At 47.0% G+C, this 13,932-nt stretch carries 13 protein-coding genes; all 13 read right to left on the reverse strand.

The window, feature by feature from the left end:
* Positions 1-16 precede the first annotated feature (16 nt).
* Positions 17-1,291: an ABC transporter permease gene (locus tag EDD77_RS03725; RefSeq protein WP_058966905.1), complete on the reverse strand. Its 1,275-nt coding sequence runs from the start codon at positions 1,289-1,291 to the stop codon at positions 17-19.
* A 15-nt stretch (positions 1,292-1,306) separates the two neighbouring features.
* On the reverse strand, positions 1,307-2,647 hold the full coding sequence (locus tag EDD77_RS03730; RefSeq protein ID WP_058966907.1) for an ABC transporter permease: 1,341 nt from the start codon (positions 2,645-2,647) through the stop codon (positions 1,307-1,309).
* 313 nt (positions 2,648-2,960) lie between these two features.
* Positions 2,961-3,653 carry an ABC transporter ATP-binding protein gene (locus EDD77_RS03735; protein WP_058966909.1) on the reverse strand — a complete coding sequence of 231 codons (693 nt, stop codon included), beginning with the start codon at positions 3,651-3,653 and terminating at the stop codon, positions 2,961-2,963.
* The gene (locus EDD77_RS03740; protein ID WP_058966911.1) at positions 3,646-5,064 is read right to left on the reverse strand and encodes a hypothetical protein; all 1,419 of its coding nucleotides are present in this window, start codon (positions 5,062-5,064) and stop codon (positions 3,646-3,648) included. Before EDD77_RS03740 ends, EDD77_RS03735 begins: the two co-directional genes overlap by 8 nt.
* A 12-nt stretch (positions 5,065-5,076) precedes the next feature.
* Positions 5,077-5,403 (reverse strand): hypothetical protein, encoded by a 327-nt coding sequence (locus EDD77_RS03745; RefSeq protein ID WP_058966913.1) that lies wholly within the window; start codon positions 5,401-5,403, stop codon positions 5,077-5,079.
* Positions 5,404-5,430: 27 nt separating this feature from the next.
* Entirely contained in the window at positions 5,431-6,549 is a 1,119-nt protein-coding gene (locus tag EDD77_RS03750) for a helix-turn-helix domain-containing protein (RefSeq protein WP_058966915.1), read from the reverse strand.
* 437 nt (positions 6,550-6,986) lie between these two features.
* Complete coding sequence (locus tag EDD77_RS03755) at positions 6,987-7,415, reverse strand: helix-turn-helix domain-containing protein (protein ID WP_058966918.1); 429 nt, start codon at positions 7,413-7,415, stop codon at positions 6,987-6,989.
* A 265-nt stretch (positions 7,416-7,680) separates the two neighbouring features.
* Positions 7,681-9,045, reverse strand: a complete 1,365-nt coding sequence (locus EDD77_RS03760) for a sensor histidine kinase (protein ID WP_207644227.1) — start codon at positions 9,043-9,045, stop codon at positions 7,681-7,683.
* Positions 9,026-9,703, reverse strand: coding sequence for a response regulator transcription factor (locus EDD77_RS03765; RefSeq protein WP_058966920.1), 678 nt, complete (start codon positions 9,701-9,703; stop codon positions 9,026-9,028). Before EDD77_RS03765 ends, EDD77_RS03760 begins: the two co-directional genes overlap by 20 nt.
* 251 nt (positions 9,704-9,954) lie before the next feature.
* Positions 9,955-11,259 (reverse strand): tyrosine-type recombinase/integrase, encoded by a 1,305-nt coding sequence (locus EDD77_RS03770; RefSeq protein ID WP_058966922.1) that lies wholly within the window; start codon positions 11,257-11,259, stop codon positions 9,955-9,957.
* 116 nt (positions 11,260-11,375) lie between these two features.
* Positions 11,376-11,681, reverse strand: coding sequence for a helix-turn-helix domain-containing protein (locus tag EDD77_RS18860; RefSeq protein ID WP_082669687.1), 306 nt, complete (start codon positions 11,679-11,681; stop codon positions 11,376-11,378).
* Positions 11,682-12,548: 867 nt separating this feature from the next.
* Positions 12,549-13,190, reverse strand: a complete 642-nt coding sequence (locus EDD77_RS03780) for an ABC-2 transporter permease (RefSeq protein WP_058966924.1) — start codon at positions 13,188-13,190, stop codon at positions 12,549-12,551.
* Complete coding sequence (locus EDD77_RS03785; protein ID WP_058966926.1) at positions 13,183-13,926, reverse strand: ABC transporter ATP-binding protein; 744 nt, start codon at positions 13,924-13,926, stop codon at positions 13,183-13,185. The genes EDD77_RS03780 and EDD77_RS03785 overlap by 8 nt, the downstream gene beginning before the upstream one ends.
* Positions 13,927-13,932: the final 6 nt, after the last annotated feature.

A 13,932-nucleotide genomic window follows, 5' to 3' on the forward strand; every position in this document is an offset into this window, starting at 1 on the left:
ATTGCCTGTGCCTCCTTTACTCCATCTGAGACAAAATCTGCTTGGGCTTTAACCGCATGGTCGAGATACTGGACACCAGCACTGCCGCCACCAGCAGGACGCCGCCCACGATGGCTACCAGCATGAAATGCTCCGGTGTGACGATGACATTCTCCGCCACCTTGCCGAACAGCGTCCCCAGGGTGCCAGCCACCTGCTTGCTGGACAGATACGCCAGCGGGAAGGCCACCACTGCGATCAGCAGGGTTTCCAGCACATATTGGAGAATGACCGCAGGCTTGGCGATTCCAACGGCCAGCAAAATCCCGGTTTCCCGTTTCCGGCTGCGGATGGACATGGAGAGGATCAGAATAATCAGAACCATGCTCACAGCAGTAATAACAACAATGAGGGTGGTGATCAGAGTCCCGGTGTCGGAAAGGGCGCTGGAAATATTCTGATATACCTCGTCATTGGTAGTGATGTTAAAGTTGTTCCAGTTGACAGAGGAAATCTTTTGCACTTCTTCAATCACGCTATCTAACTGAGCAGCGTCAGAGACATAGAAATAGGCTTCGGAAATACCTTCGTTTTCGTCTCCCCAACCTTCGAGCAATCCTTCTGCTGCTTCCATACTGCAAAAGGTGTAGTTTGAATAGTCGAAATAGGACGCATTATCATACAGATTCACGGCATCGTCTTTGTCAGCGACAATATCAAAAATACCCACAATTTCCATATTCACAGCCGGGGTATTGCTTTCAGGATAATAAATCCCTGTCAAGGTATCTCCAATTTCTAATCCATTCCAATCAGCAAGGTCCCGACTGATGATAAGTCCGTTTTCCATATCTTCGGTTATATGAGAACCCTCTACCAGTTCAAATCTTCCCGATAAGAACATAGCGTTGTACTCAGAATTATAAGAACCATAAGAATAAAAACCGTATCTTTCTGTTTTCAATGCCTCTCCATCTTCATTAAAGAAATCTTCATGTACAATAAGAGAAGCATCATAACCAGCGATTCCGTCCACAGACGCAATTTCCTTAATCATATCCTCAGATATAAATTCCTGAGTGCTATATGAACCACCGCTGCCATTTGACCAACCACCAGTAGATAAGTTTCTTTCCACCGTGAAGCTGGCTCCGGTGGTTCCCCGGACTTCCTCGGCCTGTTCCTCCTGGGCGTCAGCTATGGCAAGCCCGGACAACACCAGGGTGGTAATGGCCAGGAGCAGACAGAACACCAGTAGCGTCTTTTTCCACTTCCGTGCGCTATATAAAATCGCTCGTATTCCTAAATTCATATCGCCTGCACCTCCTTAACTCATTTGCGACAAAATACTCTTGGGCTTCATCTTCATAATGGGATAGGCCGCCAGTGCGGTAGAAGCCACACACAGCACCATGCCGAAAGCCCACACCAGTGCGTAATCCTCGGCGGAAACAGCCACCTCGATCTCGGCAAGGCCCAAATCCTCGGTGGATTCTTCTTCCGCAGCTTCGCTTTCCCCGGTCAAGTCCACCGTTTCATAGGTTTCGCTTGTCACCTGGGAGAGCAGGCTGCTCCCGATCTGATGGGAAATGGCTGTGCTGGTGCCGAAGGAGATGACCAGGGCGATGGCCGCCACGAGGATCACTTCCAGCAGGTATTGCAGCAGCACCGAGCCCTTGGAAATGCCCATGGCCAGATAGACGCCGGTTTCATGGATTCGCCCACGGAGCCGCAGCGTCAGGAACAGGGCTAGCACCAGGAAACAGATCACCGATACCACTGCAATGGCGATAAAGACGATGTTCTGCAAGCCCTCCAGGGATTCCTTGGCGTTCTGATAGTCGTTGTCGTAGCGAGTCAGGGTGCAGCTCTCCCAATCCACGCCATCCAATTCCTGCACATCGGTCATAATGCGCTCCAGCTCGTCCGGGTCGTTCACATAGAAATCCCCGTACTGGACATTGGTGGTTCCCTCGTTGCCGTAGAGCAGGAAAGAGGCGGTGGAGAGGTCGGTAAATACGATATTGTCGTAAAGGTCATAGGACGGGGCCATGCCGATGGAATCCTGTTCCTCGGTGTTGGTGAAGATCCCGGCCACCGTCACGGGGATGGTCTTATCTTTGTCCTCCACATTCCCCAGCAGCATGGTGTCGCCCACAGACAGGCCATTGCGCTGGGCGAACTTCTCATGGATCAGCACCTGGCTGCCGGTTTCGGTGGTGATGGGATTTCCCTCCACCATCTCAAAGCCACCATCGGTGAAATAGCTGTCCTCCTGAGAGTTGGAGTTTGCTACCACCCGTCCGGCGTTCTCATAGCCCTCCGGCACCTGGGCAGCGCCCTCGGTGTTGATCTCCAGAAGGTTCCCGTCTGCGTCAAAATAAGTAGCATAGGTGTAGGAGCGCAGGGTGTACCTGCCGCTCAAGCCATCCACATCAAGAATCTGGCTCACCGTATCCTCCGGGATACCGTTTTCCAGCGTCTTGGCGTTGATGGTGAAATAGCCAAGCAGGGCTTTTTTAATATTGGCGTTGGCCGTTTCCGTAGCCGATTGAATGGAAAGGCAGGTCAGCATCAGCGTGGCCATGATCAGCAGAAACGCCAGCAATGTGAGGGTCTTGCCCTTTTTGCGGATGGAATACAGGCAGGCCCGTTTGCACAGGTTCATCTCACGGCCACCTCATTTCCTTTGCGTAAAACCAGTGGGTTCACTTGTGTACCTCCTAACTTAGTATTTTGCCGGGGCGTTTCTCGCTCCGGTGGTGTCCCCGTCTGCCGGGAACACCCTTATGGTACACTACGAAGGTGGAGTTGAGGTGGAGTTGAGATATTTTTTAGGTGGAGTTGGCGATAAAGTGTAAAAAAATCGGCGGCCTTGATTGGTTCAAAGCCGCCGCAATCTAATCAGGCATGTAAAATGGGCTGCTGAACGACGGCTTTTTTCTTTTGCCATTGTTCGGCAGAATACTAATCCTTTATTATCAGACACAAGTTTGAAAAAAGGCGTCCTCCAGTTGTACAAAGTCGCGTGGATTTTCAAACTGGAAAACCTTTCTCTGCTTGTCGATAAAAACCACATCGTCACAAAAGTTTGCAACCAAATCAAGGTTATGGGCTGAAAAGAGTACAAGGTTCCCTGCGTCCCGATGTTCAATCAGTAACTTTTTTAGTGTGGCAACACTTTCTGGATCAAGACCGTTAAAAGGTTCATCCAGAATCAAATTTCCTGCACCAGAAAGAAAGGCCGCAATCAGATACACCTTTTGTTTCATGCCAAGCGAATAGTTTGCAATATATTCGTTCAGTGACCGCTCCAACTTGAAAGCCGCTGACAACCTTTCGAGCGTTTCTTTTGCTTTAACGGCATTTTGGCGATATAGCTGTATGATGCACTTCAAGTATTCATTTCCGGTCAAATTCAAAAACATCTCTTTGCTGTCTGGAACATAGAAAAACTGAAACTTAGACTTAAACTCCCGATTATCAATCCCATCAATTTCAACATTTCCGCTATCCATGCTGGCCGGTTGTGTGATGGCATTTAATAATGTGGATTTACCAATGCCATTGACGCCAACCAGTGCATAAATCCGTTGATTGTCCAAGGAGCAGGAGATGTTTTCAAAAATTATTCTGTTTCCATACTTTTTCGATATACCTTTTACTTTAATCACGAAAGCTCCTCCTGCAAAACAACCAATATACGCACTCTATCGCAACAACACAACCACTCACACAAACAGCAAATGGCAGCAGAGAAATATAATCAATGATTTGCGTTATAAAATAGATTTCCCCAACAGTCAAAGTTATTGAAGCAAAAAGCACGATTACTTTGCTGATATTTCCATGGAGCAGCTCATTTGTGCTATTTGGTGAGCGTGGCATTTTATAGTCTAAAAATACTCCAAGCCATACACAGCCATAATTCATGACAGTTCCATAAATGAGAAGCAAGAAGGCATCCAGTGCAGATATACCATGAAAAAAGGTTGCTCCCACCCAGAACAGCAATACAGTAATCTCTCCCCAAAAGAAACCTTGCAGGGTTTTCCAGAAAAATAATCGGTGTGAGGATATGGGAAGAAATGAAATGTATGCTTTATTCGGATCGCTGGAATAGGCGGTGCTTGAAATGGTGTTCACAGCACAGCAGGACACCAGCAGAAACAATTCTATGGTATATCGCTCGGACACTCCTATCCAATCAAAGTTTTGCATCAATAGCCCACACAGAACAACTACTGTTATGATATTCTTAATGTTTGAAAAGAAAATGAGTTCCTTGTTTCTTGATACCCGTTTCCATTCCAACAGGAAGTACGGATTTTTAATTTTTGTAGGCGCTATGGCTTTATTGGCTTTTTGATGCTGAAAGTTCTGGGTGTTCAGATACCCGCGAACATATCCAGCCTTTACGCAAAAGTAAGCACAAAGAGTTGACAAAGCTGCAACCAACATTGCAATCAGGAGCCACTTGTCGGGGCAAAACGCTTCATTCAGGTTATCTAAAAAATCCGGCACAAAGAAAATTTCTGATACAAGATTGCCGGCTGAAAGGGCCAACAGCAAAAATGCCCCATATTGTAAAACTATAAATCCATATCCCACACTGGATGCCGGAAGCAAATTGGCGATAGCCATAGAAATCAGCAGAACAAGCAGATCAATCAAACAGCTACCTATCCAACAAAACAGCATGATTGTTACTGTCGAAAGCCAATCTGAAGTGGCATATAAAAAGCAGGCCCAAAATGCAGAAATGGTAACGCCTAATTGTACGCAGGCAAGACGGCCAATGACTAACAGGACTAATCTGCTTGACGACAGCGGAAAGCACAGAACATCTTTTATCCGGCGATTTGTAAAAAGCTGATCGGGTATTTTATATATCGCAATAAATGTACTTATCCAAATTGCAAGGATGGACACGAACACACGATAGACAGATATTGGTCCGGGAAGGTAGTGACCCAATACATACCATATCAAGTACCCCACATAAATACCGATCATAGAAAGTGAAAGCGTAATAATGGGGGCGCTTCTACTTTTTAAGATTGCTTTATAGAGTGTACGCTTCATGGTTGATCCGGCTCATATCTGTGAAATGTAGGATGTCATCATTATTACTAAAAGAACAACAAACACAATGCTATTCATTTTTGAAAGCCGCTTCTGCTTGATAAATCCGATGTTTATAACCAGCGCAATGATTGGGAGCAACCAAACAGCTAAAACACTGGGTAAGGGATAATAGGTATCACCCGTATGCAAAATAGAAATCTGCTCCGGCAGGAAGAACAGCATAATGCCGGACAGAAGAAACATCAAAAGGACAATCGCAAAATTGACGGACGCCAGTTTTGCGTTATTTTCGGTGAAATTTTCACCAAGAAGGTTTTTTAACAGTTTGCGAATCATTTTATTAGCCTCCGTTTCTAAACCGGCTCAACCATTTTCTTCAAGGGTTTTCAGCCGCTTTATGATATTTTGGAAATGAACATCGTCTTTCAACGGTTCAAAGGTCTTGCAGTTAATAATGGCTTCTACTGCGCTTTTCTTAATCGTCATCTCATTGCGCGGCATATCGCTCCCCATCGTAAGTGTGTTTTCCAGCCAGCCATCTAAAAGGTCAAAGTATTCATTTCCGTGAAAACTCAAGGGATAGATATTGCTGGTTGCCAGTTTTGTATATCGTTCCAGCAGTTCCAACGCTTTTTCAGAGTTTCCCAGTTTCATATACCCTTGTGCAAGCGTGAAATACAGCGGAAGTATAATCCCTGGGTGCAGTTTCTCCAAGTCAAAAGCCTCTATAATTGCATAGGATTTTCTTGCCGTTTCTTCAAAGACTTCTTTGCGCTCCAAACACAGCCCCAGATAGATGGATAGTAGATTGATAAGCACAACGGTATGTTGGAAAATGCCAACTTGTAAAATACTCTTGGCCTCTTTTTTATTACCCAAAAAGTGGTAGGCAGAAGCCAGCAAGGGTTCTGTGGATGTCATAGAAAAATCTGGCTCGCCCAAAAGATTTAATACTTCTGATGGCTTGCCCAAGGTTAATTGGCATAGTGCTTCCATATTGAGAGCCTGTTTTGCCAGATCCACATTGTCTGTTTCGGACTTTACCCGTTCAAATAACCTGCTGGCATCCTCTAACATTTCTTTTGCCGTATCCTTATTCTCAACCAATGGGCTATAGTTTACATACAAGCTCCCAATCTGATACAAAAGAGGAAAACAGGAGAAATACTTTTTCGTAATTTCCTGGCATTGCTCCCGTACCTTTTCTATCGGCTGCGTAGAAAAGTCGGTTGCTAATTTTCGACATAGGACTCGAATCTGCTCCTTTGTCATTTGTGGCTCATAGCCAATCAGTTCATCAATACTGATATTAAAATAGGTGGCAAGCTGCGGTAACAAAGTAATATCAGGATATGTCATTCCTGTTTCCCATTTTGAAACAGCGGCTTTAGATACTCCCATATATACGGCCAGCTCATCCTGTGTAATCCCACGCTTATGGCGATTTTCAACCAGGATACGGCCAAGATTGATTTCTTTCATTATCCCTACCTCCTGATAATAGTATAGAAAACTGGAATCCAAAAAACAATGGAGCATATTTTAACTTCTTGAAGAAAAATCAACCTGCAGGAAACAAGCAATTAAATCTATTGTACTTCATATCTAAAGCAGCAGCAAGCAAAGCCATTCTGGTACAAAAAATCCCGTTCTTGTCTACTCATTTAGGACGTTAAAAGCGCATCCGTAGTAAGACTTTCCCGGCGTAGTCGGCAGGTAAGCAGGACAGATTATCCAATCCCCGCCAGCAAAGGCTTCTAAATGCGTAGAGGAAAATCCATAAGAAAGCACCGGGCGCAGGGCCAGCAGGCCGCCGCGTCCGGCGTTTTCTTATGGGCTGTCCTTTAGGATAGCCCGGATCAGCTTGTTTTGCAGGTGGTGTTTATTTTATCGTTGAATAGTTCGGCTGGCTTTTCCATTCATTCCTCTATGTTTTGTATTTGATCGGTTATCTCTGGCTGATTGCTCTGAATGCCTTCATTGAGGTTTGGAACGCTGAAAAACACGGCAATGAAAATGTTTATTAAAACGATAGCCGCCAATATAATGGCAACGATTTTCCAGATACGGCGTGAGCGGCGATTTTTGATTGCAAGCTGCTCATTTATCCTTGATAACTGCTCTGCGACATCACTGGCGGTATTTTCATTTTCAATTTTTGCCCCCAGCAATTCGCTGACAGATACTTCCAATATTTCAGCCAATCGGATAAGGGTATCGGCGTCGGGAACAGATAAATTTTTCTCCCACTTAGAAATGGTCTGTCGGACTACATGGAGCCTTGTTGCCAATTCTTCCTGTGAAAAGCCTTTCTGCTTTCTGAGAGTTTTTAAGTTTTCTCCAAACATTGTGCGTTACACTCCTTTGCTTTGATAAATCCAAAGTAACACATTAGCCCTCATACGGCAAGCAACGCAGATTAACAATAACGCAACTTCCCGTAAAAGAAAGGCTTACATTCAAAAGATGCTACGAGCATAAGAAATTAGGCTGAATGGCACCGGAAAATAAACTTGTTATCCACCCAAAGGCATAGATAATCCATAATAAAGCGCCGGATGTGCCACCCCATGAGATATGCATCCAACGCTTTTGAATGATAATATGGTGCCATCACCACAAAAACGCCGTAAACTTCACTCCATTTTCCGTATTAACCATGTTGTGGATGATTTCGTGGTGATCCAGGATGGTTTTAGTGATATACAGCCCCAGGCCGCTGCCGCCGCTGTTCCGGTTTCTTGACTTGTCCACCCGATAGAAGGGAGTGAAGATACGCTCCAAATCTTCCTCTGTAATGTGTACGCCGGTATTCTCCACGGAAAACACCTCGTCTTTTTGGGTGACAGTAATCACCGCGCCCACCGGCGAATAGGCCACGGCATTTCCGATCACATTGGTGAACACCTTCTCCATGAGCCGCCGATCCCCCTGGTAGTGGTATTCCGGCTGGATGTCCATGCGAAGCTCGATCTGCTTGTCCTCCATCCGGCCACGGAACTGCTGGCAGACTTTTCGCAGCATTTGGCTGATGTCCAGGTCGGTACGCTCCAAGTGGAAATCGCTGCCGCCCATCCGGGCCGCCGATAGAATCTCCTTTACCAGCGCCTCCATGTCATTGGTGGTTTTCAGGCACCGGCGCAGGTAAGTATCGCGGTCTTTGTATTCGCCCACCTGATAGATCATGCCCTCCAGTTGCCCCTTGATGATGGCGATGGGGGTTTTCAGCTCATGGGAGACGGCGGTGAAAAATTCCACGCGCTGCTTTTCCTGCTCACGCTCCCGCTCAATATCTTTCTTCAACTGCCAGTTTGCCGAACGCAGGCTGGCCAGCGCATTGTTGAGCTGCTCCGCCATCTCATTCAGGCTGGTGACAAGCACACCGATTTCGTCTTTTCGGTTAACTTCGCACTTCCAGGTCATGTCCAGAGTAGTCATCCGCTTTGCCACGTTGCTGATATTGACCAGCGGCTTGGAATAGTACCGGGAACAAACCACCGCCCCGATGACGGAGATCAACAAAATCACAACGGCGATAAAGGGGATGAGCTTCAGCAGGATGTCATAGGACTGCGCCACCGCGACAAGGGCGGCATTGGCAAATACATGGTAGGTCTGCCCGCCTTGCTGGAATGTTGCAGAACAGCTCATAGAGGGAACGGAAGTGTCCAGGTTCTCCATATCGGCAAAATTCACGGAGAACAGATTATTCCCATAATTATCGTTGACTTCCACCGAGGCGTTGTTCGTCATGGAAAATTCCATAAGACTGTCCGAACTGGCCTCCCAGCCATTCCGCTCCAGAACCTCCACCAAGTCATAAAAATCAGAAGTGACCTGTCCTTTCAGCTCCGTATGATAATTTCTCGGCAGAAAGATCATTACCATGCCGTAAATGAGGATGCAGCAGACCACCAGCAGCGCCAGCATACTGAGGAAGGTCTTGGCCTGAATGCTTTCACTGATCTTCTTTCTCAATTTTATATCCCGCCCCTCTCATGGTTTCTATGTAGTCCACACCCAGCTTCTTGCGGATATTCTTGATGTGGGTGTTGACGATTTTTTCGTCGCCAATATAGTCGTAGCCCCAAACCGTGTCCAGCAGTCTTTCCCTGGACACCACCCGGCCCTGGTTCTCCAAAAGGAGCTTCAAAATCTCAAATTCCCTGGTGGTCAAGGAAACGCTTTCTGTTCCAACAAGGACGGTAAGGCTGTCCGTATCCACCGTGATTTCCTTATAGCGGATCACGTTATTGGGCGCAGCGCCGCCCTGTTCGGCCCGACGCAGCACCGCTTCGATGTGCTTCATCACAATCGGCATGGAAAAGGGCTTGGTGATGTAATCATCTGCCAGGGCGTCAAATCCCTTCATCTGGCTGTCGTCATCGTCTAAAGCGGTGAGCATGATAATGGGAACCCGGCTCTCCTTCCGCAAGATCTCACACACGGCAAATCCGTCAATTTTGGGGAGCATTAAGTCCAGAAGCACCAGGTCGGGCTTGTTCGCCCGGAACTGTTCAATTCCTTCCAGGCCATCAGCGGCCAGGACCACCGTGTAGCCCGCGTCTTCCAGGAACGCCTTGATAATATTCTGAATGGGTTCTTCATCCTCTATGATCAACATCATTTTTGACATTGCTTGCACCTCCAAGGGTAGTGTAACATACAAAGGTGGAGTTTAGGTGGAGAAGGGGGCTTTTTTTGAAAAAGCTCCTCTGTTCATATTATACCTGAACTACAAAGCCAGAAAAAGTGTGCGAATTTGATTTTCTCAGTTAAAATTTCTATACCCCTTGAAAACACTGGTGTTTCCAGCGTTTTCGCCACCTCGGTTTGGCCCTTTCCCCTCATTTTTTCCCTTGCGAGAAGAAATGAGGGAAACTTTTTTCAGGCTGTCCCTACAACCTTATCCAGCAGCCTTGCGGAAGTTCGCTTGGCCTCTCTGGTGGCGTGGGCGTAAATGTTCATCGTGGTACTTACATCAGAATGTCCCAGCAGCTCCTGCACATCCTTGGGTGCTGCCCCGTGAGAGAGAAGGTTGGTCGTATATGTATGCCTCAACAGATGGAAGTGAAAATCATCCATATCCCCGATCTTCTTTCGGGAGTATCGGCACACACTGCTGACCGTTGCCGGGGCTTCATAAGCTCCATCGGGCCGCAGGCAGACGAAGGAAACCTGGGTGTAACCTTCTGGTGGTGTCTCTGTCCGGGGCAAGGAATAGACCTCATAGTAGGTGCGGTTCTTTTCCTTGACGATGCGGTAGTAGTTTTGTGAGTACAGCGGTCCATATTTGATGCTGTTCAGCATTTGCTCCTTTTTGGCTTCCCGCAGGATGGCCGCCAGGGTGTCGCAGAAATCCACAGTACGGATTTTCTTACGCTTTGTGGGGCCGATCTGTGTTTTCTTCCTTACGGAGTCATACCGCATACTCCGGCGAATGGTGAGGCATTGTTCCTTCAGGTCGATGTCCTGCCAGGTCAGCCCGCACACCTCACCGATACGAAGCCCGGCGAAATAGGCGATCTGGATAGGCAGTAACGCGGGATTGTGTTTTTTCTTCAGAAGCTCGTTCAGTGCCAAATACTGCTCATGGGAGATTGTCGGCGTTTCAGCAGGAAGGTCGCCTGTACCATCCTCAGTGAACAGCTCATATTCATCACCTTTAATCCGCTTCACCACATACTGCATCGGATTGAAAGTAATCAGCCGCTTGGGAAAAACCGCAAATCTGAAAGAGTTTTGAAGCACCGCTGAATACTGGCCCAGCGATCCTTTACTCAATGCCTCAACAGTTTTCCCATCAGGGTCTGTCCCTCCGAAGCTCAACAAGTCCATATAGCTTTGCAGATGGTCGGAAGTTACCGTCTTGAGCTTGCGTTTTCCAATGGGATGCTTCTTGATGCGGGAAACAGTGTTGATGTAGGCTGTCACCGTTCCATCACTCAATGAGCCGGGTTTCAGTTCTTCCTCCACCCACATATCCAGCATATCTCCCAAAGTGATGTTCTTGGCCTGCGCCAGAAACATCTTGGTTTCATAGTCCTCCATCGCCTTGCGGAGCAGTGACTCGGTTTCACTCTTGCTTTCTGTTCCCGGAAATTCCTTCTGAACGCGGTTGCCGCTGGCATCCTCTACATAAAAGCGATAGTACCACTTCTTTCCTTTCTTTCTTACAGATCCTTTTGCCATAGCAAACTCCTTTCTATGCTGGCAAACGGAACCGTAGTGATGTGTCACCCTGATTATAGCAAAGGGTGGCCAATCTATCAAACATACCGCTTGCTAAATATCAAAAGTTTCTATGTTCAATCCACTGCAAGGACCTGATTGCGGTCCAGAAGGTCGCGGCCCTCGTTGATCTGCATAAAACAGCAAATCACATCCACACGGACTATGGACTTACGCCCAATCCGCAGGACCGGGATTTTTCCCCAATCCACGAGGCGGCGGAGGGTGTTGCGCCCAATGCCGGTATAGTCGGCAGCTTCTTCAATCGTCATGCCGATCTTACCAAAGCCCGCAGGCTGAACAGCGGAGTATCTTTCTGTATGAGTACGCCCGGAAGTTCCGGACGGGATATTCGCATAACAAACAGGCGAATTTGAAGTCATAATTGTTCGCCTCCTTCGAGAACAAAAAAAGCAGCCGCGCCGATCTGGTTGGAGCCGTTGTAACATACGGCGCACTTCGGCGCGGCTGCCTTGACTTTTCAGTAACTTCAAGCCCGCTGTATTTGCCACGCATCCCCAGCGGTGGGGATATTACAGGCCGCCCCTGGCAGGGCTGTCATAACTCCGCAGCATCGTTCAAAGCGTGTGCCGCAGGGTTCCCCCTCAAGTCTGTGGGAGGTCGTGAGAAAGTATCTTTAACCCCCGCGCTGTCATCGCGCCCGGAGTGCCTGTCCGAGTCTAAGGTATGCGTTGATCGCTCGGATATCTTTCTCGCGCTTATTCTGCGCGTATTCACTTTTCTTATTGAACATACTTGTCCTCCATTTCAATGCAGGGGTTGACGGGTGAATTGAAATGGGGACGGTGGAGAACGACACCCCACGGAAAACCGCAGGATGCGACAAAAAACGCCTGACTGGTCATACGCCAGCCAGACGCTATCTGGTGTGCTTTGCTGCTTACCTACATAGTATAGTTCATCTTCTTGGATATAAGTCCCCACTGCTGGGGATAGGCTTTTTTTGACAGGTAGTTTCCTGCCGGATTATGTCGAAGCTGTTCTCGCTTCACGGCGGCTCCCTCCTAAAGCCGCCGTAATCTTTAGCGCGTGGTCGTCATTCCTTTGAGGGGCAAAAGAGCGGCGGCCCTGAATTTATTAAAAGCCGCCGCGATAGAATTATGGCATGATGATTGCCTGCTGAACGACGGCTTTTTTCTTTTTGCCGTCGTCCGGCAGATGATTATGGAATGAATTGTGTATCAAGCGTTTATGGTCTAAATCAAAGTCCTAATATGAATGTCAGTGCATTAGAGGTCAACGTGTTCAAAACGCTTCGATGCAACGCGATAGGTCAAAATGTTGCCGACAATGTAGATCAAGATACCGATGCCCAATATAGGAAGCTGCCTTATCAAATCGCCTGTCTGTAAGCTATCAAGCCATGTAAAGGACGGCAGGTGTACGCTATATTCCATCAACGCGATTACCGCAGTTGCCGGGATAATGGCAATTACAAACGCCTTGCCTACTTGGTATGCAGACTGAAAAAGCACAGTTAGGTACAGAAAGTTAAATATGGCATAGACAATCAGGCCAAATCCAAAGTATGCTACATTCGCCTCAATGCCAACAGGATTGCCGTCAGGGAGCGTCCACAAGCGGATGATTGAAAACGGTATGCAGATAATAAGTTGTGCAATCTCGATACTAACGAACAGCAGGCATTTACTTTTTACTACATGGCGCTTTTTGATGGGAAGCGTAGCTGTGTAAAAGGCGTCGGAATTTTCTCTGGCAAATTGGGAAGTAAAATATAGTCCGAGGCAACCAAAGAAAAAGATCATGCCATACGGATATGCGGGAACCAGAAGCAACGCCCCGATCAGCAGGAACAGATATACAACAGAATGTACGGCAAGATGCCACTCTTTATAGAGTAAATTAGACATTATAAGTCCCCCTTTCATTTCTCACCATGATTTCCTCCAAATTCAGGCTATCTTCGCCGGGAGCTTTCAGGGATTGGAAAGCCTGAATAAAGGAAGCCTTATCCGCGCTGGCGATGATTTCACCATTTTTGATATAGGTTATATCGTCAGCGCATTTGTCCAAATCCGAAGTGATATGCGTAGAAAATAAAATGCTTCTTTTCCCGTCCTTTACCAACTGCTGAAAAAGCTCCAACAAATCCTCACGGGCCACAGGGTCAAGGCCGCTGGTCGGTTCGTCGAAAATAAGCAGTTTGGCGTCATGCGAAAGCGCAAGGGCAATTAAATATTTCACCTTCATGCCTTCTGAAAGCTGCTTTACCTGTTTTTGCTCGTCGAGTTCAAACATAGACATATATTTTCGGTATGCGGCATCATCCCAGTTCTGGTAAAAACGCTTCGTCACGCCGGTAATCGTTTGCAGTTTTTTGTCTTGATAAAACTGAATACTCCCTAAAACCACACCGACATTTTGTTTGCAGCTTTCTTCATCCTGCCGGAAATCGTGACCGAGCATTTTAATACACCCTTTGTCCGGGTAAACCATGTTGAGTATGGATTTAAGCGTTGTACTTTTGCCAGCACCGTTTTTACCGATCAGGCCCATAATTCTCCCTTGTTCCAAAGAGAACGAAACATTCTTCAATGTGAATTTGGGGTACTTTTTCGTCAACCCCTCTACTTCAAGTAATCTCATAAAATC

Source organism: Allofournierella massiliensis, from assembly GCF_004345265.1.
GTDB classification, from domain to species: Bacteria; Bacillota; Clostridia; order Oscillospirales; family Ruminococcaceae; genus Allofournierella; species Allofournierella massiliensis.

What these genes read in the sequence shown, in the direction of transcription:
- EDD77_RS03725 (WP_058966905.1), bottom strand. Translation starts at nt 1,291, where the DNA reads ATGAATTTAGGAATACGAGCGATTTTATATAGCGCACGGAAGTGGAAA.
- EDD77_RS03730 (WP_058966907.1), bottom strand. Translation starts at nt 2,647, where the DNA reads ATGAACCTGTGCAAACGGGCCTGCCTGTATTCCATCCGCAAAAAGGGC.
- EDD77_RS03740 (WP_058966911.1), bottom strand. Translation starts at nt 5,064, where the DNA reads ATGAAGCGTACACTCTATAAAGCAATCTTAAAAAGTAGAAGCGCCCCC.
- EDD77_RS03745 (WP_058966913.1), bottom strand. Translation starts at nt 5,403, where the DNA reads ATGATTCGCAAACTGTTAAAAAACCTTCTTGGTGAAAATTTCACCGAA.
- EDD77_RS03750 (WP_058966915.1), bottom strand. Translation starts at nt 6,549, where the DNA reads ATGAAAGAAATCAATCTTGGCCGTATCCTGGTTGAAAATCGCCATAAG.
- EDD77_RS03755 (WP_058966918.1), bottom strand. Translation starts at nt 7,415, where the DNA reads ATGTTTGGAGAAAACTTAAAAACTCTCAGAAAGCAGAAAGGCTTTTCA.
- EDD77_RS03765 (WP_058966920.1), bottom strand. Translation starts at nt 9,703, where the DNA reads ATGTCAAAAATGATGTTGATCATAGAGGATGAAGAACCCATTCAGAAT.
- EDD77_RS03770 (WP_058966922.1), bottom strand. Translation starts at nt 11,259, where the DNA reads ATGGCAAAAGGATCTGTAAGAAAGAAAGGAAAGAAGTGGTACTATCGC.
- EDD77_RS18860 (WP_082669687.1), bottom strand. Translation starts at nt 11,681, where the DNA reads ATGACTTCAAATTCGCCTGTTTGTTATGCGAATATCCCGTCCGGAACT.
- EDD77_RS03780 (WP_058966924.1), bottom strand. Translation starts at nt 13,190, where the DNA reads ATGTCTAATTTACTCTATAAAGAGTGGCATCTTGCCGTACATTCTGTT.
- EDD77_RS03785 (WP_058966926.1), bottom strand. Translation starts at nt 13,926, where the DNA reads ATGAGATTACTTGAAGTAGAGGGGTTGACGAAAAAGTACCCCAAATTC.